This window comes from Auritidibacter ignavus (assembly GCF_029853775.1).
In the GTDB taxonomy this organism is placed as follows: Bacteria; Actinomycetota; Actinomycetes; order Actinomycetales; family Micrococcaceae; genus Auritidibacter; species Auritidibacter ignavus.
In genome coordinates, this window is sequence record NZ_CP122564.1 from 2,569,593 (window position 1) to 2,591,223 (window position 21,631).

At 60.2% G+C, this 21,631-nt stretch carries 18 protein-coding genes and 1 riboswitch; of the genes, 15 read left to right on the top strand and 3 right to left on the bottom strand.

Features of this window, described 5'->3' with window-relative positions; all coding sequences use genetic code 11:
* Together rimI and tsaD are read left to right on the top strand one after the other, a co-directional pair.
* Positions 1-519, top strand: a complete 519-nt coding sequence (gene rimI, locus QDX22_RS11695) for a ribosomal protein S18-alanine N-acetyltransferase (RefSeq protein ID WP_110097889.1) — start codon at positions 1-3, stop codon at positions 517-519.
* A 23-nt stretch (positions 520-542) separates the two neighbouring features.
* Positions 543-1,655 (top strand): tRNA (adenosine(37)-N6)-threonylcarbamoyltransferase complex transferase subunit TsaD, encoded by a 1,113-nt coding sequence (gene tsaD, locus QDX22_RS11700; RefSeq protein WP_110100761.1) that lies wholly within the window; start codon positions 543-545, stop codon positions 1,653-1,655.
* Here the strand turns inward: tsaD and QDX22_RS11705 are convergent.
* Positions 1,652-2,818 (bottom strand): glutamate--cysteine ligase, encoded by a 1,167-nt coding sequence (locus QDX22_RS11705; RefSeq protein ID WP_279672818.1) that lies wholly within the window; start codon positions 2,816-2,818, stop codon positions 1,652-1,654. The genes tsaD and QDX22_RS11705 overlap by 4 nt on opposite strands.
* Positions 2,819-3,228: 410 nt before the next feature.
* Between QDX22_RS11705 and QDX22_RS11710 the strand changes: the two genes are divergently transcribed.
* The 4 genes from QDX22_RS11710 (at position 3,229) to QDX22_RS11725 (ending at position 7,183) form a co-directional block, all read left to right on the top strand.
* Positions 3,229-4,296, top strand: coding sequence for a siderophore ABC transporter substrate-binding protein (locus QDX22_RS11710; protein ID WP_110100621.1), 1,068 nt, complete (start codon positions 3,229-3,231; stop codon positions 4,294-4,296).
* Between the two features lie 175 nt (positions 4,297-4,471).
* Positions 4,472-5,404, top strand: a complete 933-nt coding sequence (locus QDX22_RS11715; RefSeq protein WP_110098170.1) for an ABC transporter permease — start codon at positions 4,472-4,474, stop codon at positions 5,402-5,404.
* Complete coding sequence (locus tag QDX22_RS11720) at positions 5,397-6,431, top strand: iron chelate uptake ABC transporter family permease subunit (RefSeq protein ID WP_110110275.1); 1,035 nt, start codon at positions 5,397-5,399, stop codon at positions 6,429-6,431. The genes QDX22_RS11715 and QDX22_RS11720 overlap by 8 nt, the downstream gene beginning before the upstream one ends.
* Entirely contained in the window at positions 6,428-7,183 is a 756-nt protein-coding gene (locus QDX22_RS11725) for an iron ABC transporter ATP-binding protein (RefSeq protein WP_110100619.1), read from the top strand. Before QDX22_RS11720 ends, QDX22_RS11725 begins: the two co-directional genes overlap by 4 nt.
* Positions 7,184-7,207: 24 nt before the next feature.
* Here QDX22_RS11725 and QDX22_RS11730 read toward each other — a convergent pair whose 3' ends face one another.
* Entirely contained in the window at positions 7,208-8,536 is a 1,329-nt protein-coding gene (locus QDX22_RS11730; protein ID WP_110100618.1) for a THUMP-like domain-containing protein, read from the bottom strand.
* 210 nt (positions 8,537-8,746) lie between these two features.
* Here QDX22_RS11730 and groES point away from each other — a divergent pair, with 210 nt between their 5' ends.
* The 5 genes from groES to gcvH all read left to right on the top strand — a co-directional run bounded on the left by groES (position 8,747) and on the right by gcvH (position 15,666).
* Positions 8,747-9,043 carry a co-chaperone GroES gene (groES, locus tag QDX22_RS11735; protein ID WP_110097882.1) on the top strand — a complete coding sequence of 99 codons (297 nt, stop codon included), beginning with the start codon at positions 8,747-8,749 and terminating at the stop codon, positions 9,041-9,043.
* Between the two features lie 79 nt (positions 9,044-9,122).
* A complete protein-coding gene (gene groL, locus QDX22_RS11740; RefSeq protein ID WP_110100617.1) occupies positions 9,123-10,721 on the top strand; it encodes a chaperonin GroEL in 1,599 nt (532 codons plus the stop codon).
* A 164-nt stretch (positions 10,722-10,885) separates the two neighbouring features.
* Positions 10,886-10,987: riboswitch (glycine riboswitch) on the top strand.
* 158 nt (positions 10,988-11,145) lie between these two features.
* Positions 11,146-14,064 carry an aminomethyl-transferring glycine dehydrogenase gene (gcvP, locus tag QDX22_RS11745; RefSeq protein ID WP_233487890.1) on the top strand — a complete coding sequence of 973 codons (2,919 nt, stop codon included), beginning with the start codon at positions 11,146-11,148 and terminating at the stop codon, positions 14,062-14,064.
* Between the two features lie 4 nt (positions 14,065-14,068).
* Positions 14,069-15,208: a glycine cleavage system aminomethyltransferase GcvT gene (gene gcvT, locus QDX22_RS11750; protein WP_110100615.1), complete on the top strand. Its 1,140-nt coding sequence runs from the start codon at positions 14,069-14,071 to the stop codon at positions 15,206-15,208.
* A 71-nt stretch (positions 15,209-15,279) separates the two neighbouring features.
* Complete coding sequence (gene gcvH / locus QDX22_RS11755) at positions 15,280-15,666, top strand: glycine cleavage system protein GcvH (protein WP_110097878.1); 387 nt, start codon at positions 15,280-15,282, stop codon at positions 15,664-15,666.
* On the opposite strand, the gene QDX22_RS11760 is transcribed toward gcvH, so the two are convergent.
* Positions 15,663-17,000 carry a TIGR01777 family oxidoreductase gene (locus tag QDX22_RS11760; protein ID WP_279723925.1) on the bottom strand — a complete coding sequence of 446 codons (1,338 nt, stop codon included), beginning with the start codon at positions 16,998-17,000 and terminating at the stop codon, positions 15,663-15,665. The genes gcvH and QDX22_RS11760 overlap by 4 nt on opposite strands.
* 343 nt (positions 17,001-17,343) lie before the next feature.
* Between QDX22_RS11760 and guaB the strand changes: the two genes are divergently transcribed.
* From guaB to QDX22_RS11780, 4 genes are read left to right on the top strand one after another with little or no spacing between them, the layout of a single operon-like run.
* Positions 17,344-18,888, top strand: coding sequence for an IMP dehydrogenase (gene guaB / locus QDX22_RS11765; protein ID WP_110110276.1), 1,545 nt, complete (start codon positions 17,344-17,346; stop codon positions 18,886-18,888).
* A 15-nt stretch (positions 18,889-18,903) separates the two neighbouring features.
* On the top strand, positions 18,904-20,031 hold the full coding sequence (locus tag QDX22_RS11770) for a GuaB3 family IMP dehydrogenase-related protein (protein ID WP_110097875.1): 1,128 nt from the start codon (positions 18,904-18,906) through the stop codon (positions 20,029-20,031).
* Between the two features lie 44 nt (positions 20,032-20,075).
* Positions 20,076-21,056, top strand: a complete 981-nt coding sequence (locus tag QDX22_RS11775; RefSeq protein WP_110100611.1) for an SURF1 family protein — start codon at positions 20,076-20,078, stop codon at positions 21,054-21,056.
* Between the two features lie 31 nt (positions 21,057-21,087).
* Positions 21,088-21,630, top strand: coding sequence for a DUF3817 domain-containing protein (locus QDX22_RS11780; protein WP_199223081.1), 543 nt, complete (start codon positions 21,088-21,090; stop codon positions 21,628-21,630).
* Position 21,631: the final 1 nt, after the last annotated feature.

The window sequence follows — 21,631 nt, forward strand, 5'->3', positions numbered from 1 at the left end:
ATGACTATTGCCTACCGACTGCGTCAGATGACAGCCGAGGACATCCCCGCCGTGCATGCGCTGGAACGAGAACTGTTCCCTCTGGATGCCTGGCCGGCCTCCTTCTTCCACGACGAACTGGCCGCCACCACCCCACCGGAGCAAGGCGGGACCCGAGCCTATCGGGTTGCGGTCACCACCGGCGAACCAACAGAGCAGGTCGTCGGTTACGCGGGGTTGATGTGTGTGCTACCCCTGGCCGATATCCAAACCATCGCGGTAGCAGAATCCGTTCGTCGCCAGGGTATCGGGACCGCCCTGATGCAGTGGATGCTTGACGAATCCCAGCAACGTGGCGCCACCGACCTGCTCTTAGAGGTACGTGCCGATAACCCCGGCGCTCAACAGCTCTACCAACAGTTGGGATTTGAGCACATTTCAACCCGCCCGCACTACTACCCGCCCGGAGTCGATGCCTTGGTGATGCGTAAAATACTGCCCAACACCCCGACCCACGACGACCCGAAAGCGCGTTCATGACCTTCCCGACACATCCTGTGACCATGCCGACCGAACGGGCACCGCTGGTGCTCGGCATCGAATCCTCGTGTGATGAAACCGGTGTGGGCATTGTGCGCGGTCGAGAATTGCTGGCCCACCAGGTGGCCTCCTCGATGGACGAACACGTTGCCTTCGGCGGGGTGATCCCCGAGATCGCCGCCCGTGCCCACGTCACCGAATTCCTGCCCGTCTTCCATGCGGCCCTCGAGGAAGCCCAGGTGAGCCCCGAGGACGTGGACGCCATCGCAGTCACCGCCGGACCCGGACTTGCCGGAGCGTTGATGGTCGGTGTCGCCGGGGCTAAAGCGCTGGCGGTGGCTTATCGTAAGCCACTATATGGAATCAACCATCTGGTGGCCCACATCGGGGTCGGCTTTCTCCATCAAGCCCACACCGACGACGTGCCAGCACGCCACAGTCGTTTCGGCTCCGAGGACTCGGAGGCCCTGGGAGCGTTACTGGTCTCCGGTGGTCACACCGAAATTCTGCAGGTCACCTCCTTGGCCCACAACGTCGAGCTGCTGGGTAGTACCATCGACGACGCCGCCGGTGAGGCCTACGATAAGGTCTCCCGGCTACTAGGCACCGGATACCCCGGTGGGCCAGTCATCGACCGACTTGCTGCAGAAGGCGATCCCACCGCGTTTCGGTTCCCACGTGGCTTGACCGCCCCTAAATTCGTCGGTAGCGCCGAAGAGCCTGGCCCGCACCGCTACGATTGGTCCTTCTCCGGACTAAAAACCGCGGTTTCTCGGGCTGTGGAGCAGTTCCGCGCTCGCGGAGACCAGGTGCCGGTGGCCGATATCGCCGCCTCTTTTCAGGAAGCCGTCGTAGACGTGATCACCTCGAAAGCGGTCCTGGCTTGTCAAGAGCACGGCATCGACCACGTGCTTCTGGGCGGGGGAGTAGCCGCCAATTCGCGATTGCGCGACCTCTTGGCCCAGCGGTGCGAGCAAGCCGGTATCTCGCTGACCATCCCGCCGGTTGGGCTCTGCACCGATAACGGCGCCATGGTGGCAGCCCTGGGTGCGCATCTCGTCTCGGCCGGGGTGGCTCCCTCCGGTCTGGACTTCTCCGCCAACCCGAGCCAACCAGTCGACCAGATTAGCGTCTAACCCCAGTTGAGCAGTGAATGCTCGGTGCGACCGGCCGCATCCAACACCACGTGGGCTAGATCCGCAACATCCGGGGCGCGCCCCGGGTCTCCTCGCTGAGCAATCTGGCGTTGTTGCGCCGCCGGGCCCCCGGATCGAATCAAATCCTCCACCCAGCCTAGCTGCGTGTGACAACCCAGCCGATGGGCAACAGGCTCCAACCGGTTGATGGTCTCCATGAGGTGTTCGGTGACCAGCTGTTCATCCCCGGCGGCATTGATAATCACGATCGCATCCAGCCCGTACCGGGCAGCCCGCCATTTATTCTCCTGAACAAACCAGGGTGCCATAATCTCCACCGGGGCGTACCGGTCTGACTCAGGGGTGATCACTTCAGCCACCAAACACTGGGTCAACGCTGCCAACGCACCGATCTCTTTCAGCGTCGAGACCCCGTCGCAGATCCGCATTTCCACGGTGCCCAAACGGGGCACCGGGCGAACGTCCCACCGGCACTCGGTGACATCGTCGACCATCCCGATTTTGATCAGATCGCTGACCACCGACTCGAACCCGGACCACTGCTCAAACTGGAAAGGAAGTCCTGAGGTTGGTAGCTGTTGGAAAATCAAGGTCCGTTGGGAGACATATCCGGTATCTTGAGATTCCCAATACGGGCTGGAGGCTGACAATGCCAATAAGTGTGGGTAGTAGTTAATCAGCTGGTTGATCGCCGGCATCGCCGCACCAGTACTCGGTAACCCAACATGCACATGGACCCCGTAGATCACCATCTGCTGGCCCCACCACTGGGTGCGGTCTAGCATCCGCTGATAACGCTGCTGAGGAGCCACCGTTTCCTGTCGTGGCGACGCGAAGGGGTGAGTGCCCTGCGAATACAACAGCAGGTTCTCGGCCTGAGCGTGCTTGAGAGCTTCTCGCCCAGCGGCAGCCAGCTGGTCTAATCCCTGGTCAACGGTACGGCACACACCAGTGATGAGCTCAATGGTGTTGAGCATAAACTCACCGGAGACCAAATAGGGTCGTTGCTCAGAGGGTGCCACCACCCGGTCAACGATCCGATCGCTCAGAGGTTGTAGTACTCCGGTCTGGCGATCAACCAGCCCCAACTCCCACTCAATTCCCAGTGTTGCGGGTTCAGACGGTGCGAAGGGTAGATGCATCAGCGGTACTTGAGCCTTTCCCGAGCGGTAACAATACCGATGATTTTAGCCAGTGCATCAGCCGGTATCCCAGTTGTGGCCTGGTGCGACATGCCGGGCTGACATCGTTCGACATATTCTGCCCACCAACCACGCTCGGTAGCTCCATGTCATTCCCTCCACAGCCACCCGGCGAGAGTGTTTTATGCCACACGACAGGTGCGGACGAAAAGAAAGCCTGCGGTTTTTCTGGCGAAATGGCTCGATGGCGCTGAGATAACGATGAGTGAATGGCGAATATCTGGCAGGTAACGGTGGACGAATTGGCAATGCTCTAGTAGCGTAAATGAAGTTAGGTAAGCCCAGCCTTTTGAAAGGGTCCCACCCTGAGGCTTGCGAACACTCACCAAATACTCAATTGGAGTTCAAGAATGCAGAATAAGACTCGCACTCGTCTGGGCGTCATGGCCTTCGTGACCGCCGCAACCCTGGGATTAACCGCCTGTGGTGGCACCGAGTCGGCCAACGATAACGGTGGCAATTCGGAACAGGACGGTAGTGCTACTGCTACCGAGGTCACCGACATGGGTGGCAACACGGTGGAGTTGCCCGAAAACCCTGAATCCATTGTGGCCACTGATAACCGGATCTTTGGGACCCTGGCTGACTGGGATATTGAGCTCTCGGCAGCACCGGTGGATCTGATGCCCGATACCGAGACCCTGAAGCCCTACCGCGAGAACGAGGACATCCTCAATATCGGAAACCACCGTGAACCGGACTTCGAACAGGTCACCGCTGCCGCACCGGATCTGATTTTGAACGGTCAACGTTTCGATCAGCACACTGAAGCCATGCAGGAAGCTGCTCCCGATGCAACCATGGTGGACACCAACATTGTCTCCTCCCCCGTTGACCGCGAAGGTCAGGAACAAGAAGGCTTCCGTGACGTCGCTGACCAGTATCGGGAGCTGACCACTTTGCTGGGCGAGATCTTCGGGCGTGAGCAGGACGCCGAGCAGATTGTCGATGACTTCGACGTGGCCATCGACAATGCACAAGCCGCCTACGATGAGGACTGGACCGTAGCCGGGCTGATCACCTCCGGTGGGGACATCAACTACTCAGCTCCGACCACCGGTCGGGCCGTGGGCCCGGTCTATGACATCATCGGGCTGACTCCAGCTCTGGACCAAGACGGTTCCGCTAACCACCAAGGTGACGACATTTCCGTGGAAACCATCGCCCAAGCCAACCCCGACTGGCTGATTGTTCTGGACCGCGACGCAGGTACCAGCGCCCGTGACGAAGAGGGGTATTCCTCGGCTGAAGAACTCATTGAAGAGTCCGAAGCCTTGGCTGACGTCACCGCGGTGAAAGAAGATCAGGTCATCTACATGAGCCCTGATTTCTACACTGCCGAAGACATTCAGCACTATACCGAGCTGTTCAACCAGATGTCTGAGGCCTTTGAAGACGCTGGTGGGGCTGAAAACTAATCCCGACCTGGCCGAGCAGGTGGCCTGTCCCGTCGCACCGATGGGGCAGGCCATTTCGTGGCCGAAGTGAGGAGACATGTCAGAGACGATCTCCCGGAACAGGGCCCCGTCCCGTTCCGAGACATCTACACCACCAACCAGTGGCCCCACAGCTCACCGGTCAATCTGGCACACCATGTGGCCCTTAGCCCTCGGCGTTCTGGTCACCCTCGGGCTGGTGATCGCATCATTGTTCATCGGCGTCTACGACCTGAGCCAAGAGGGTGGACGGCAGATGTTTTTCATTACCCGGCTGCCACGCACCCTGGCACTGATCCTGGCCGGTGCCGCCATGTCGGTGGCCGGACTGGTCATGCAACTGATGACTCAAAACCGGTTCGTTGAGCCCTCCACCACCGGAACCATTGAGTGGGCCGGTCTGGGGTTGATGCTCACCTGGCTGCTACTACCCGAACCGACCCTGATGATGCGTATGGTCGGAGCGATCCTCTTTGCCTTTATCGGTACCATCGTCTTCTTCCTCTTCCTGCGGCGCGTGGCGCTGAAATCATCACTCATTGTGCCCATCGTTGGCATCATGCTCGGTGCTGTGGTGGGATCCTTCTCCACCTTCATCGCGTTGCAATACGACATGTTGCAGAACCTGGGCATCTGGTTTGCCGGATCCTTCACCTCGATCGTGCGAGGACGCTACGAGCTACTGTGGATTGTCGCGATCGTATTGGTGCTGATCTTTCTGACAGCCGACCGCTTCACCGTGGCCGGACTCGGTGAAGAAGTTGCCACCAACGTCGGTTTGAACTACCGGCTGGTGCTCTTTACCGGTATTGCTCTGGTGGCCGTGACCACTGGTGTGGTCACCGTGATCGTCGGAGCGTTACCGTTTTTGGGCCTGATCGTGCCCAATATCGTCTCGTTGTTCCGTGGAGATAACCTGCGCTCAAACCTGCCGTGGGTGTGTCTGGTCGGCATCTGTGTGGTGACCGTCTGCGACATCATTGGTCGCACCATCATCATGCCGTTCGAGATTCCTGTCTCGATGATCCTGGGTGTCCTGGGAGCGACCGTGTTCGTCTACCTGCTGGTCAGGAGGCGCACGCGTGTTTAAAACTCCGCAGGCCCCGCAACGACATCGGGCGAAAACCGGGTCCTTTGTCACCGCACGGCACCGCAAGCGTTACTTCATCCTGGTGGCCTCACTGATCGTGTTATCCCTGCTGACGACGATGGGAATGCTCACCTACGGTATTCCGGTCCCGTTCGGGCACAAGGGGTTCTGGCTGATTGTCGAATCGCGGTTGTCGACCATCGTGGTGATGATGCTGGTCGCCACCTGCCACGCGATGGCCACCGTCTCCTTCCAGACAGCCACCGCCAACCGGATCGTGACCCCCTCGATCCTGGGGTTCGAATCCCTCTATGTGGCGATCCAAACCGCCTTAGTGTTTTTCTTCGGTATCGCCGGTGCAGCGATCGGCCGGGGCCTGGTGCCCTTTATCCTCCAAATGGTGCTGATGGTCGGACTCGCCTCACTGCTCTACGGCTGGCTACTCTCCGGCCGATTTTCCAACGTGCACATCATGCTGCTGGTTGGTGTCGTGATCGGTGGCGGGCTGAGCTCCCTGTCGGCCTTTATGCAACGGATGCTGGACCCCAATGAATTCGATGTGCTCTCGGCACGCACCTTCGGCAATCTCGCCAACGCCAACACCGACTTCTTACCGGTCGTCATCCCACTTGTCATCGTCGTCGCGTTTCTGCTCTTACGCCGAGCCAACCGGCTCAACGTCCTCAGCCTCGGCAAACCGGTGGCTGAAAACCTGGGGCTGGTCCACCGACACGAGGTGATGAAAACCCTGCTGCTGGTCTCGATCCTGATGGCGGTGACCACCTCGTTGGTGGGGCCGATGACCTTCCTGGGGTTCTTGATCGCCGCGATGGCCTATAGCTTCACCGACACCTACGATCACAAGCGCATCTTCCCGGTGGCCATATTGCTCGGCTATGTGGTGTTAACCGGAGCGTACTTCGTGTTGCGCAATATCTTTTATGCTCAAGGGGCGGTGACCGTGATCATTGAAATGATCGGTGGCTTGGTGTTCCTGGTCGTGATCATGAGAAAGGGGCGACTGTGATTCAGATCAGCAATATCGCCAAAAAATACTCAGAAGACGCTGAGATCGGCCCCATCGACTTAGCAATCCCAGCCGGGCAAGTCACCGCGTTGGTAGGCCCCAATGGTGCCGGTAAGTCCACGCTATTGACCATGATCGGACGGCTTCAGCAACCTGATACCGGCTGGATTACCGTCGCCGGTCAGGACGTGCACAAGGTGCCCTCGGCTCAAATCGCCACAACGCTGGCCATCCTGCGTCAGGAGAATCATTTCATCACCCGTCTTACCGTCCGCCAACTCGTCGGTTTTGGTCGTTACCCTCACTCGAAAGGGCGACTCACCGTCGACGACGAACGCGCCATCAATGAGGCGTTGGAATTTCTCAATCTGGTCACCCTCCAGGACCGGTACCTCGATGAGCTGTCGGGCGGTCAGCGCCAACGCGCCTATGTGGCGATGGTGATGGCCCAAGAAACCGACTACCTCTTACTCGATGAGCCGCTGAACAACCTGGATATGTCCCACTCGGTGCACATGATGCACCAACTGCGCCGAGCCTGCGATGCCCTGGGTCGCACCGTGGTGATCGTGCTCCACGACATCAACTTTGCCGGCCGGTACGCCGATCATATTGTCGCGATGAAAAACGGCCAGATTTCTCATGCCGGCCCCACCGCAGAGATTATGCAACCCGAGGTACTCACCGAGATTTTCGGCACCACGGTCCGTATTATCGACGATCACGACGGCCCGGTGGCGGTCTACTTCTAGGACCAGTTTTCGGCGGGGGTGCGGTCAGGACTGCTCGGCCGGTTCGACGACGAGCGCCACTCGAGAGTTACCGATCCGGGTCAGGACAAAGGTCGCCTGATGGCCACCGGCCTTGGTTTTCTTGCGAGTTTTCGCCGTACCTGCCATCAGCATCCGACGAAGCTGCTCAGGGGTGACGTCCACTCCACGCTTTTTAATATCAAGGCGAGAGATCCCGTGTTCGGCGATCCAGGCCCTGAGCTTTTTCAGATGATAGGGCAGAACCTCCACAACCCGATAAGCGGTCGCAAAGTCGCTGTCGACCAGGTGATCGGAACAGAAATAAGCGATGTGCTGATCGAGCAACCAGCTGGGAGAGTCTTGCGCGGTGGCCCCAAACTCCCGAGCCATCAACTCGCGGATCAGCCCCGAACGGATCACCGCGCCATCGGGTTCGTAGAGATAGCCACCCACACTGGGAGTAGGACGGACCTCTACCTTGGGATCGTCACCGAACTCCCGATCCGAGGTGAACTCAGCACTACCGTGGGCGGTCGTCACCAAGGCGGCTCGGCGCACCCGGGGACGGGCAAGATCATTGAACCACAGGGCTACCTCCACTACCGACCCGTGATCCGAGACCCACTGGGCCTCGGCGGTGGTGGGAATGGAGTCATGGGCGAGACCGGGACCGAGCTTGACCCCGACGGCGTGTCCGGCATCGGCGAGCCGTTCGACAAAGGACAAGGGGGGAGAGAAAGACTCCGGATCGAAAATCCGGTGGGCGGATTCGGCGGTGGAGACTTCACGTCGGGCCGGGTCCAACCACAGCCCGGCTCCCGAAAGCTGCTCGGCATGATCGGCGACCCAGGTCTCGACCTCGGCGGCGATCACCTCAGCGTGCGGGAACGGCGTCAAATTCAAGGTGGCCACCGCCGCGGTGATGTCGTCGACCTCCACCGCGGTGACCTGCAAATCGATCGCCGCAAAAGCCATGGCATCGCCGCCGATCCCACATCCGAGATCAATCACGTGCTGGATGCCGTGGGCCTGAAAACGGCGGGCATGGTGGGCCGCCACGCCCAGGCGGGTGGCCTGCTGTAACCCATCAGTGGTGAAGAACATGTGCTGGGCGAACTCGCCGAACTTTGCGTGGGCTTTTTCGCGCAACTTCAGCTGGGTGAGCACTGCGGCAGCGAGCGTGGAGTCCACGCCGTCCCGGCGCAGTTGCGTCGCTAACTGCAGGGGATCTTCACGGTGATAACTCGTCTCGGTGGTGAGCTTATCGAGCAGAGCGCGACCGGCCGGAGAGAGCAGTTGCGCCCAGGTTTCGGCGTTTTCAGCAGTGGGTTGGTGTGTTGGCACGATGTTCACGTTACCGCCTGCTCCTCTCTGAGCAGAACAGGCTGGCACTCATCTTGACCGAGTGCTAATCACAGAATAGAGTCGAGTTAGCACTCGAACAGTGAAGGTGCTAAATGCCAGACGCCATCCGGCACCCGCGACGACGGTTGGCTCGCCCGGCGCAAAAACCTTGATTCAGTTCACGAAAAACGTGACAAAGAACTACAGGAGAGTTTGATTATGGCAGTTTCCATCAAGCCCCTTGAGGACCGCATTGTCGTCCAGCCGCTGGAAGCCGAGCAGACCACCGCTTCCGGTTTGGTCATTCCCGATACCGCACAGGAGAAGCCACAGGAAGGCACCGTCGTGGCCGTTGGTCCCGGTCGTATCACCGATAGTGGCGAGCGCGTCTCCGTCGACGTCAACGAAGGCGACGTCGTGCTGTTCTCCAAGTTCGGTGGCACTGAGGTTAAGTACAACGGCGAAGAGTACCTGGTGCTCTCCGCACGTGACGTGCTGGCTGTTGTCACCAAGTAAGTCTGCTCAGTCGCTGATCATTCACTGACAGAACAGATTGAGTGAAAAGACTGTCCTGAAATAACCGGAAGGAGAACAGATGGCCAAGAAGCTACTGTTCAATGACGATGCTCGCCGTGCACTGCAGGCCGGTATCGATCGTCTGGCCGACACTGTGAAGGTCACTTTGGGGCCCAAGGGTCGCAACGTCGTGCTCGACAAGGCATTCGGCGCCCCGAACATTACTAACGATGGTGTCTCGATCGCTCGCGAAGTCGAGCTGGAAGACTCCTACGAAAACATGGGCGCCCAGCTGGCTAAAGAAGTTGCCACCAAAACTCAAGACATCGCTGGTGACGGTACCACCACCGCCACTGTGCTGGCTCAGGCTCTCGTCAATGAGGGTATGCGCTTGGTGGCTGCCGGCGCTGCCCCGAACGAAGTCAAGAAGGGCATCGAGCAGGCCGTGGCTGTTGTGGAACAGCGTCTGCTGGACAACGCCAAGGACGTCACCGACAAGAACCTGGCTCAGGTGGCGGCTATTTCCGCTGGCGACGACGAAGTCGGTGAACTGCTGGCTCGCGCTTTCGATGCAGTGGGCACTGACGGTGTGATCACCATCGAAGAATCCTCCACCACCTCGACCGATCTGGATATCACCGAAGGTATGCAGTTCGATAAGGGCTACCTCTCGCCCTACATGGTCACCGATACTGACCGTCAGGAAGCGGTACTGGAGAACCCCTATATCCTGATCACCCAGTCCAAGATTTCCAACGTCCAGGAATTCCTGCCCCTGTTGGAGAAGGTCCTCAACGAGAAGAAGCCGTTGATGATCATCGCCGAAGACGTCGACGGTGAGGCACTATCCACCCTGGTGGTCAACAAGATCCGCGGGACACTCAATGCTGTGGCCGTGAAGGCTCCGGGCTTCGGTGATCGTCGCAAGGCCATGTTGCAGGATATCGCGATCCTCACCGGTGGTCAGGTGGTCTCCGAAGATCTCGGTATGAAGCTGGACCAGGTTGGCCTGGAAGTCCTGGGTAGCGCCCGTCGAGTGACTGTGACCAAGGACAACACCACCATCGTGGAAGGTGCTGGCTCCGATGCTGACGTGGAAGCGCGCGTGGCTCAGATCAAGTCCGAAATCGATGCCACCGATTCCGACTGGGATCGCGAGAAGCTCCAGGAACGCTTGGCTAAGCTCGCCGGCGGTGTCGGTGTGATTAAGGTTGGTGCAGCCACTGAGGTCGAGGTCAAGGAGCGTAAGGCTCGGATTGAAGACGCTGTCTCCTCGACCCGTGCCGCCCTGGAAGAAGGCATTGTCGCCGGCGGTGGTACCGCGCTGATCAACGCACTGAAGGCTCTGGATGACAACGCCGAGCTGGACCAGCTCACCGGCGACCGGGCCGCCGGCGTCGGTGTGGTTCGTCGCGCTCTGGTGCAGCCGTTGCGCTGGATTGCTGAGAACGCCGGCGAGGACGGCTACGTCATTATCTCTCAGGTCGCTGAGCTGGAAGCCAACGAGGGCTTTAACGCCAAGACCGGCGAATTCGGCAACCTGTTGGAGCAGGGCATCATCGACCCGGTGAAGGTGACCCGTTCAGCTTTGCAGAACGCAGCCTCCATTGCTGGTCTGGTGCTGACCACTGAAACCCTGGTCGCCGACAAGACCGACGAAGACGAAGACGAGGACTAATCACCGGCGCTGACCGTGCTGATGCGTCCTGACATCTTCAGTGTGGCCCCGCCTGAATTGGCGGGGCCACACGTGTTTTTTCCGGCGTGTCGTGAGTGTGCCCGTCAGAATGGTGATGTGTTGAGCAGTGATTCCCAGATCACGTAAACTGACGGTGATGCCGTTGAGCGCAGGCGGGAGAATCTCATTCGGTGGCAACACCGGAGGAGGTACCGAAGGAGTAACACCCCCAAGAATCTCTCAGGTCACAGAATCGCTTGTGTTAGGCAACTCTGGAAAGTAGCCCTGAGTCACTCAGGTCTCACCGACGGTGCAAAACCGGACCCGGTCCCGACCGAGTGCGGCTAAAACTCTCAGGTCTTGAACAGAGCGGGGACACGACTACCGGTCGTGGGCCACCGACAGCACAATGAGAGGTACTCCGATGAGCTCATTTATCACCCGTCATCTCGGACCCACCGCACAAGATGTCCAGACCATGCTCGACACAGTCGGCTATGCCTCCGTTGAGGATCTAGTCGACGCCGCCGTTCCCGAAGACATTCGGATTACCGAGCCGCTGAACCTGCCCGCCCCGCTCAGCGAAGAACAGGCGCAGGATCGCCTGCGGGAGATGGCCGGTAAAAACCAGGTGAAAACCCAGATGATCGGGCAAGGTTTCTACAACACCTTCACCCCGGCAGTCATTCGTCGCAACGTGGTGGAGAATCCGACCTGGTACACCGCCTACACTCCCTACCAGGCCGAAATCTCCCAAGGCCGGTTGGAAGCATTGTTGAACTTCCAAACCATGGTGATGGACCTGACCGGGTTGGAGTTGGCCAACGCCTCCCTGCTGGATGAAGCTTCCGCCGCCGCCGAAGCGATGCTGATGATGCGCCGTGCCAATCGGAAGAAATCCAAAGGCATCATCCTGGTCGACGAAAACATCTTCCCGCAGACCCTCTCGGTAGTGACCTCTCGGGCTACCATGGTGGACCTGGAGATCGACATTCGTGACCTCTCCAACCCTGACAACGTCACCGACAATCTGCCGGAAGAAGGCCTGTGTGGCATCATCCTGCAGCAACCCGGCAATAACGGTGGGGTCCGTGACCAGTCCGAGGTGATTGCCACCGCCAAAGAAGCCGGCGGATTCGTGACGGTCATCGCTGACTTGCTGGCCTTGACCCTGATTACCCCTCCCGGTGAGCAAGGCGCTGACATTGCGGTGGGTAACACCCAGCGGTTCGGTGTGCCCCTGTTCTACGGTGGTCCGCACGCGGCTTATATGGCGGCTCGTGCCGGGCTGGAGCGTTCCTTGCCGGGCCGTCTGGTGGGTGTTTCCACTGATGACGCCGGAACCCCGGCCTACCGTTTGGCCCTACAAACCCGCGAACAGCACATTCGACGCGACCGGGCGACCTCCAATATCTGCACCGCGCAGGCACTGCTGGCGGTCACTGCCTCCATGTACGCCGTCTACCATGGCCCGGCCGGGTTGCGGAAGATTGCCTCCGAGGTGCATGCCAAGGCCCGCGTGCTCGGCGAGGCCCTTACCTCGGCCGGACTAAACCTGGCCACCACCAGCTATTTTGACACTCTCGTGGTCGACACCGGCTCCGAAGCCCAAGCCGAGCAGGTCATCAGCCAGGCCCTGGACGCCGATATCAACTTGCGCCACGTGGATGCGACCCGCGTGGGTGTGTCCGTGGATGAGACCACCACCATTGCGCACCTGGAAGCGGTTGCCAAGGCTTTTGGCGCCGAGCTTCCGGCCAGCGCTACACGCGAGCTGGACGAAGTTTCCTACGAGATCGCCGATGTGGTGGATTCTTCCCTCGTGCGTACCAGCGACTACCTGACCCACCCGACCTTCAACACCATCCACTCCGAAACACAGATGATGCGCTACCTGCGCAGCTTGGCGGATAAAGACCTGGCGCTGGACCGGACCATGATCCCATTGGGATCGTGCACCATGAAGCTCAACGCCGCTACGGAAATGGAATCTATCACCTGGCCCGAATTTGCCAGCATTCACCCTTACGTTCCGGCCGATCAGGCCGCCGGCTGGCGCGAGCTCATTGCAGAACTGGAAGACTGGCTGGCGGAGATCACCGGATACGCTGCCGTCTCGGTCCAGCCCAACGCTGGCTCGCAGGGTGAATACGCTGGTCTGATGGCGATCCGCAACTACCACATCGCTCAGGGTGATCAACAGCGTCGTCTGTGCTTGATTCCGGCCTCGGCCCACGGCACCAACGCTGCCTCAGCAGTGTTGGCCGGACTGACCGTCAAGGTGGTCAAAACCGCCCCCGATGGCTCGATCGACATGGAAGATCTGGACAGCATCCTGGAGAAGTCCGGGGATCAGGTCGCTGCGATCATGATCACCTACCCCTCCACCCACGGCGTGTATGAAACCCAGGTGCGCGCGGTGTGCGCGAAGATCCACGACGCCGGCGGTCAGGTCTACCTTGACGGCGCCAACCTCAACGCGCTGATGGGGCTGGCCAAGCCCGGCCAATTTGGTGGCGATGTTTCCCACCTGAACCTGCACAAGACCTTTTGTATCCCGCACGGTGGTGGTGGCCCCGGTGTGGGGCCCATCGGGGTGGGGGAGCACCTGGTGGATTTCTTGCCCGGTGACCCGCTGGCAGACGACGGTGCCCACGATCTGACAGCCCGCGGTGGCAATCCCGTGGTGGCCACCATCTTCGGTTCCGCCGGCGTGTTGCCCATCTCCTGGGCCTATATTGCGATGACCGGTGCTGAAGGACTTAAGGCCTCATCGCAGACTGCCATCCTCAACGCCAACTACTTGGCACGTCGGATCCACGAGGACTTTCCGATCCTGTTCACCGGAGACAACAACCTGGTCGCGCACGAATGTATCATCGACGTCCGCGAGCTCACCAAGGACTCCGGGATTACTGTCGAAGACCTGGCTAAGCGCTTGATCGACTTCGGCATCCATGCCCCGACCCAGGCTTTCCCGGTTCCGGGCACACTGATGATCGAGCCGACCGAGTCCGAGTCGCTGGACGAGATCGAGCGTTTTCTGGCGGCGATGCATGCCATGCGTGAAGAGATTCAGGAAGTCATTGACGGCAAGGTGGCCGCCGAGGATTCGGTGCTCCGTCGGGCACCGCACACCCAGGATGCTGTGATCAGCTCCAGCTGGGATCGGGCCTACTCGGTCGAACAAGCCGCCTTCCCGGTTCCCGAGTTGCGTCGTGGTAAGTACTTCGCGCCGGTGGGACGCATCGATGGTGCGGCCGGTGACCGCAACCTGGTGTGTTCCTGCCCGCCCATTGAAGCCTTTGAGGTATCCGGCGACGACCAACAGCAGGGGGAGTAAAGCCATGACTGAACAGCTAAAAACGAGTGCACTGTACGAGACGCACCAGCAAACCGGTGCCAAGTTCACCGATTTCGCCGGTTGGGACATGCCACTGCGTTATGACTCCGAGCGTGTGGAGCATCAAGCGGTGCGCACTCATGCCGGTATCTTTGATCTGTCGCATATGGGTAACCTGCTGATCTCCGGTCCCAGCGCTGTGGAGTTGCTCAATAGCTCGCTAGCTGGAAACTTCGCCCCGATGGCTATCGGCCGGGCCAAATACACCCTGGCTCTGACCGAATCCGGTGGCATTGTGGACGACATGATCGTCTACCGGCTGGGCGAGGACCGTTTCATGGTGGTCCCCAACGCCGCGAACGTGGACCCGGTCCGCGACCAGATCGCTGGCGTCAACCAGGGGCTAGCGCAGCCAGCTGAACTCGTCGATACCACCGAGCACACCGCAATCATTGCTGTGCAGGGCCCGGCCGCAGAACAGATCGTCGCCAGCGTGCTCACCGACTTGATCGATGAACACGCCGCCAGCGTCGTAACCGAGCTGGGATATTATCGTTGCGCTCGCTGGGAGATTGACAACCTGGGCGAACTGGTGGTGGCCCGAACCGGCTACACCGGGGAAGATGGCTTTGAACTGTTCTTGGATGCCACCCAGGCGGTGAGCCTGTGGGAGAAACTTCGGGCAGCTGATGAGCAACTACTACCCTGTGGGCTGGCGTGTCGCGACTCGTTGCGCCTGGAAGCCGGGATGCCACTCTACGGTCACGAGCTGACCGAGCACACTACTCCGGCGGAAGCCGGGTCGCTGGGCGTGGTCTCGGCCAAAAAGACCGAAGACTTCCCGGGGCGTGCCGCGGTAGATGCCGACCGGGAGAACGAGGCGACCCCGGTCCGAGTGCTGATTGGCTTGCAAGGAACCGGTCGACGCGCTGCCCGCGAAGGGGCGCACCTGCTGGACGAGCAGGGACAGCCCATCGGAGAAGTGAGCTCCGGTCAGCTGTCGACTACCCTGGGATATCCGATCGCACTGGCCTATATCCAGGCACCGGCCCCGGAACCAGGTACAGTGCTCACTGTGGACATTCGCGGTAAACAGCACGAGTTCACCGTGGTGCCCCTGCCCTTCTACCAGCGTAACCGGTGACCCGGTATATCGTCTCAGTAGCTTCCAGAAACAGCTTCCATCAACCCACCACAAAGTAAAGGACACCTGCGATGCCCGCAATCCTGTCAACCCTGAAATATTCCGCCGAACACGAGTGGATCGATGAGTCCAGCCCGGTGAAAGTCGGTGTCACCGAGTTCGCGACCGAACAGCTCGGCGACATTGTGTTCGTGGACCTGCCACAGGTTGGTGATGAGGTCACCGCCGGTGAGGTCTGCGGTGAGCTCGAGTCCACCAAATCGGTGTCTGATCTGTACTCTCCAGTGAGCGGGACCGTGGCTGCCATCAATGAGGAGGTCGTGGACGACCCCGAGTTGGTGAATCAGGACCCCTACGGTAAGGGTTGGCTGTTCAGCGTGGAGGTCACCGAAAATGGTCCTCTGTTGGATGCTCAGGCCTACGCCGAGGAATTCGACGTCGAGGTGACGGAGGGCTAACGCCCAAAAATCTGTCGAATCGCCTCATCGATGGTCTCGGCGCGGAACCGGTAGCCAGAAGCTAACGCCTTCTCGGCACTCAACCGCGCCGAGGCCATTGCTAATTCACGGTTGCCTTGTCGCCCCAACACCAGCGCCGGCGCCCACCCGGGGGTGGGTAGGCGTGTGGGCCGGGTGATCACCTCGCCGAGGACCTCGGCGAATTCGCGTTGCTGGACAGGCGCCGGGGCGACTGCATTGAGGGGGCCAGTGATGCTATCGTGCGTCACCGCCCAAACATACAGCTGGATCAGATCATCGAGCCCGATCCAGGGCATCCACATGGTTCCCGGACCCAACGGGCCTCCCGCGCCGGCAAAATACAGGGGCAATTGCGTGGCCAGTAAACCGCCACGAGCTGAGAGTACGAGGCCGGTGCGCATCGCCACGGTGCGGATCCCCAGATCTTCGGCCTCACGGGCAATGCCTTCCACCTGACGGCACACAGCCGCTAAGAAATCGTCACCGCTGGGATGATCTTCGGTAATCGGCTCAGCTGCCAGAGACATCGGAGAGGCATCGTGACCATAGAACCCCGAGGCCGAAGCCGTAATAAAACTGGCTGGAGCACGAGTGGTACGTTTCATGGCCGCGACCAGCGTGGAGTTGGTCTGCACCCGGGAGGCAAAGATCGCGTTGCGATGCTTTTCGGTCATCACGCCCACGATCGATGCACCGGCGAGATTAATGACCGCATCCGCGTCCTCGAGCACCTCCGAGTCCAGCTGGTGCCGAGCAGGATCCCAACTGAACCGGTCCGCATCGAGCCGACGCGATTCACCACGACGGCGCTGTAACCGAATGACCCGGTGACCAGCGGCGGTCAGCAGGGCCACCAACTGGGTACCCACCAGACCCGAGGCACCGGCGATCACGACAGTCAACGGCCTGCTCCACGCGAGATCGGTGTGGAAATTCAAGTCGCCGGCCACGACCCGGGAGCGGTGGCGGAAAACGCGTTCCAGTTGCTCTTCAAATTCCTCGCGCAGTCGCAGCACCTCCCGGAGATCACCGGGAAACTCGTAGGTGATTTCATCGCAGACCAGAGTCTCCTCGGTGCCACTGGGCACAAACCGGTGGATGTGTTCCCAGGATGCTAAGGGCCCGGACACCATCTCGTCCGTGAAGGATACTCCCGGCTCTAATGTGGTGTGTTCCGCCACCCAGCTGGTACCCACCGGCGTGAGATGCTTCAGCCCCGGCACCATTGAGACCACCGCATCGACCCACGGCGCCCCGTGCACCAGGTGAGTTCGCGAACCAGGTTGCAGGCCGTTGGTGGGAGGCTCTACCACCGTGGTCAACCACTGTGGAGTCAACCGAGTCAGAGCCCCCGGGCTGGAATACCAGTCCCAAACCCGTTTGGGCGCATGATTCAGCAGTGAACTGTGAAAAAATTTCAATGGTGCCGTCACGAGAAACCCCTTTTCATCTAGTTCACACCCTACCTGCGGACCCCTTCGGTGAGTAGCCATTGCCAGCGGCTCCATATCAGGCCCCAATACCCCGTGCCGAGGTCGGTCATCGTCGGTCACCGACCGTGACGCAGTAACCCCAGAGGAATAGACTGAGAACCAACCTGTGTTTTGATCGAATACTTGGTGCTGTTCCTGCATCATCTCGTGAAAGGCGACCATCGTGAACAACAACACCTCTGGACCGTCACAACAGCCAGTCACCGAAGCCGCCGACCCCTTCGGGTTTGTGGGGCTGACCTACGATGATGTGTTGCTGTTACCGAATGCCACTGAAGTCATTCCCGCTGACGCCGATGTCGCCACCCGGCTCACCAAGCGGATCAACATTAACGTCCCGATCATCTCAGCGGCCATGGACACCGTCACCGAGTCCCGTCTGGCGATCGCCATGGCCCGCATGGGTGGGATGGGAGTGATTCACCGCAATCTGTCCATCGCAGACCAAGCCTCGGAAGTCGATAAGGTCAAGCGCAATGAGTCCGGAATGATCACCGACCCGGTCACGATTTCTCCGCAAGCCACTCTGAGCCAGTGGGACGAACTCTGTGGCCGCTACCGGGTTTCCGGCTTGCCGGTTGTAGAAGAAGACAACACGTTAGTCGGGATCATCACCAACCGCGACACTCGGTTTGTGCCCCGAGGACAGTTCGACACCATCACGGTGGCCGAGGCCATGACGAAGATGCCACTGGTGACCGCCCACGTCGGCATTACTCGTGAAGAAACCATCCGGTTGCTGTCTGAAAACCGGATCGAAAAGCTCCCGCTGGTCGATGATCGCAACCACCTCCAGGGGCTGATCACGGTCAAGGACTTCGACAAGGCCGAGGAATACCCGCTGGCCTCCAAAGACCACGAAGGGCGCCTGCTGGTCGGGGCTGCGGTCGGGTTTTTCGGTGACGGCTGGGACCGTGCTATGACCTTGGTAGACGCCGGAGTCGACGCACTCGTGGTCGATACCGCCAACGGTCACACCCACGGCGTGCTGGATATGGTTTCCCGACTGAAGAAGGAACCTGCCGCGGGGCATATTGATGTTATCGGCGGACAGGCCGCCACCTACGCCGGCGCGAAAGCTCTGGTTGATGCCGGAGCCGATGCGGTCAAGGTCGGGGTGGGCCCCGGCTCTATTTGCACCACCCGTGTGGTGGCCGGTGTCGGCGTGCCCCAGGTGACTGCCATCTACGAATCCGCCAAAGCGACCATTCCTGCCGGCGTGCCGTTGATCGCCGATGGCGGTCTGCAATACTCCGGTGACATCGGCAAGGCGCTGGTCGCCGGCGCCGATTCGGTGATGCTGGGGTCGTTGTTGGCTGGCACCGCAGAATCTCCTGGCGACCTGGTGTTTTACCAGGGCAAACAGTTTAAGGCCTACCGCGGCATGGGATCGCTGGGTGCGATGCAAACCCGTGATGGTCACCGTTCCTACTCCAAGGACCGCTACTTCCAGGCCGATGTGCCCAGCGAAGAGAAGCTGATCCCCGAAGGCATTGAGGGACAGGTGCCCTACCGCGGTCCGGTCAGTGCCGTGTTGCACCAGTTGGTGGGCGGTCTGCGCCAAACCATGTTCTACACTGGCGCCGCCGACATTCCTGCCTTGAAACGCGACGGCCGCTTCGTGCGGATCACCCCTGCTGGGCTCAAAGAGTCCCACCCCCACGACATTATGATGACCGTGGAAGCCCCCAACTACCACAACCGCTAAATCTGGAGCCAACTAGTGAGTCACGAGATTGAGATCGGTCTCGGCAAACGAGGCCGAGCATCCTACCCGCTGGACGCGGTCAATATTGTTCCGGCCCGCCGGACCCGCGACCCCGAAGATGTGTCGCTGGACTGGCAGATCGATGCCTTCAAGTTCTCCATGCCAGTCATCGGAGCCCCGATGGACTCGGTCATGTCTCCGGCCACTGCGATCGAGCTGGGCAAGCTCGGAGGCATGGGCGTGCTCAACCTCGAAGGTCTCTGGACCCGCTATGAGAGCCCGGAACCGATTCTGGAAGAGATCGCCCACCTGCAAGTTGCAGCGTTCTCCCCAGAGAACACCGCACGCCTCCAGCAGCTCTACGCGGCCCCGATCCAGCCCGACCTGATCACCGCCCGGCTGGCCGAGATTCGCGACGCCGGAGTCGTGGTCGCCGGGGCGCTCACGCCTCAGCGCACCCAAGAGTTCTACCGCACCGTGCTGGACGCCGGGGTGGACATGTTCGTCATTCGTGGTACCACCGTTTCGGCACAGCATGTCTCCGAAACCTCCGAGCCCCTGGATCTGAAACAGTTCATTTACGAGCTGGACGTTCCGGTGATCGTCGGTGGTGCCGCCGGGTACACGCCCGCTCTTCACCTGATGCGCACCGGTGCTGCCGGGGTGCTGGTCGGATTCGGTGGTGGCGCGTCCTCCACCACCCGTCGTGCCTTAGGCATCCGGGTGCCGATGGCCACCGCCATTGCCGATATTGCTGAGGCCCGTCGCGACTACATGGATGAATCTGGTGGACGCTACGTGCACGTGATCGCCGATGGCGGTCTCGGAAACTCGGGAGACATCGTGAAATCTCTGGGTATGGGCGCTGACGCGGTGATGCTCGGCGCCGCCCTGGCCCGAGCCGAAGAAGCTCCTGGAGCGGGATGGCACTGGGGCCTGGAAGCCGCCCATCCGGTCTTCCCCCGTGGCGATCGCACCCATGTGGGCACCGTCGCCCCGTTGCGTGAAGTATTATTGGGACCTACCGATCACACCAACGGCACCGCCAACCTGATGGGCGCACTCCGGCGTGCCATGGCTTCGACCGGATATACCGAACTGAAAGAATTCCAGAAAGTCGAAGTTCAGATCGCCCAGGTCTAACCCCTTCCCATCTGCTGTAGCTACCCCCGATAAAGCGAGGTCTGATGCTCCGTACCGCGCTGAAGCCTCGGTGGCTGGGTTTCCTAGCGGTCGCGATCCTGGTTTCGGCGGTGTTCATGGCCCTGTCGGTCTGGCAAGCCCGCCAAGCAGTCTCCAACCCTGCCCCGCCACCGGAACAAACCGAAAACCCGGTGGAGATGACCGAATTCTTCGAACCATTTACCGCTATGGTTTCCACTCAGGCTGACCAGATGGTGTACTTCACCGGCACTGTTGAGCCCGAGCACACCGTCCAAGTTGCTCACCGCGTGCACGACGGCCAGACCGGATATTGGATCGTCTCGCGTGCCACGGTGACCGGCACCGATCGTAACGTGAGTATTCCGGTGGTGTGGGGCTGGCGCGAAGAACCGCTGGATTTTGAGGCCACCGAGCAGAACCCCACGGACCTCAGCGTTGCAGAACGCCTGTTTACTGAGGCTAGTGGCATCGAACCGAGCCAGACCGTGACCATGACCGGAAGACTCCTTCCTGCCGATGGGCCGGATACCGGCTCTGATCTGTCCACCACCCCGGTAACCGTCTCGACCCTGGCTACCGCCGAGCTGACCAATATCTGGGATGAGCCGCTCTATGCCGGCTATGTTGTCGTCGAAGAATTCGAGGACACCGAAGGGACGGTGCACACCGTTCAGGCCCCCGGCTCGTCCAGCACATCCGATGGCCTGGAAGCTGTCCGTGTCTCCGCCCCGGAGCAGGAAACCGACGTGGTGTGGCTCAACGTCTTCTACGCGATCGAGTGGGTGATTTTTGCGGCTTTCGCGCTGTATCTGTGGTGGCGATTCGTGCGCGATGACTACCTGAAAGACCAACGCGAGGCAGAACTCGACCGGCTGTGGGAACAGCATTGGCGACGCAAAGAACTCGAAAAACGACGCGAACAAGCCCGCGCCGAAAAAGCCGCGGCGGTGGTAGCCTATCGAAATTACTATGGGCATGACCCTGAACCACCCGCCGACCAGTGAGCTCGACCCAACGAAGGCACCGTGACAGATCGTGACTGATAGACAACCTCCCATCGACCCCAACACCCTGCCCGACCCCGACCAGATCACCGAAGAGGATCTGCCGGCTGCGCCACCCCGCCCTGAGTCGGTGGGCAAACGCCGTTTTGGCGGCACCCACAAACAGATTCGTGGAGCCCTGACCTTTTACCGGATCTGCGCTTATCTGACCGGTATTTTGCTCCTGGCGCTGGTAGTCGAAATGATCCTGAAATACGGTTTCGACCTCGAGCTTTTCGCCGGTGGCACCACCTTTGATAGTGCGGATAACACGCTGGGACTACACCCCCCGGACTCCGTGCTGGGCGGAGTAAACTTGTCGTTGCTAGTACTCATCGTCCACGGATGGATGTACGTGGTGTATTTGGTGGGTTGTTTCCGACTGTGGGCTCTGATGCGCTGGTCCGGCTGGACGCTGTTGGCGATGGCCGGCGGTGGCGTGGTGCCATTTTTGAGTTTCTACACCGAGCATAAAATAGCTCAACGGACCCACCAAGAACTTGCCGAACACCCCGAAGGAGTGCGCCGGTACTAAC

What these genes read in the sequence shown, in the direction of transcription:
- rimI (WP_110097889.1), top strand. Translation starts at nt 1, where the DNA reads ATGACTATTGCCTACCGACTGCGTCAGATGACAGCCGAGGACATCCCC.
- tsaD (WP_110100761.1), top strand. Translation starts at nt 543, where the DNA reads ATGCCGACCGAACGGGCACCGCTGGTGCTCGGCATCGAATCCTCGTGT.
- QDX22_RS11705 (WP_279672818.1), bottom strand. Translation starts at nt 2,818, where the DNA reads ATGCATCTACCCTTCGCACCGTCTGAACCCGCAACACTGGGAATTGAG.
- QDX22_RS11710 (WP_110100621.1), top strand. Translation starts at nt 3,229, where the DNA reads ATGCAGAATAAGACTCGCACTCGTCTGGGCGTCATGGCCTTCGTGACC.
- QDX22_RS11715 (WP_110098170.1), top strand. Translation starts at nt 4,472, where the DNA reads ATGTGGCCCTTAGCCCTCGGCGTTCTGGTCACCCTCGGGCTGGTGATC.
- groES (WP_110097882.1), top strand. Translation starts at nt 8,747, where the DNA reads ATGGCAGTTTCCATCAAGCCCCTTGAGGACCGCATTGTCGTCCAGCCG.
- groL (WP_110100617.1), top strand. Translation starts at nt 9,123, where the DNA reads ATGGCCAAGAAGCTACTGTTCAATGACGATGCTCGCCGTGCACTGCAG.
- gcvP (WP_233487890.1), top strand. Translation starts at nt 11,146, where the DNA reads ATGAGCTCATTTATCACCCGTCATCTCGGACCCACCGCACAAGATGTC.
- gcvT (WP_110100615.1), top strand. Translation starts at nt 14,069, where the DNA reads ATGACTGAACAGCTAAAAACGAGTGCACTGTACGAGACGCACCAGCAA.
- gcvH (WP_110097878.1), top strand. Translation starts at nt 15,280, where the DNA reads ATGCCCGCAATCCTGTCAACCCTGAAATATTCCGCCGAACACGAGTGG.
- QDX22_RS11775 (WP_110100611.1), top strand. Translation starts at nt 20,076, where the DNA reads ATGCTCCGTACCGCGCTGAAGCCTCGGTGGCTGGGTTTCCTAGCGGTC.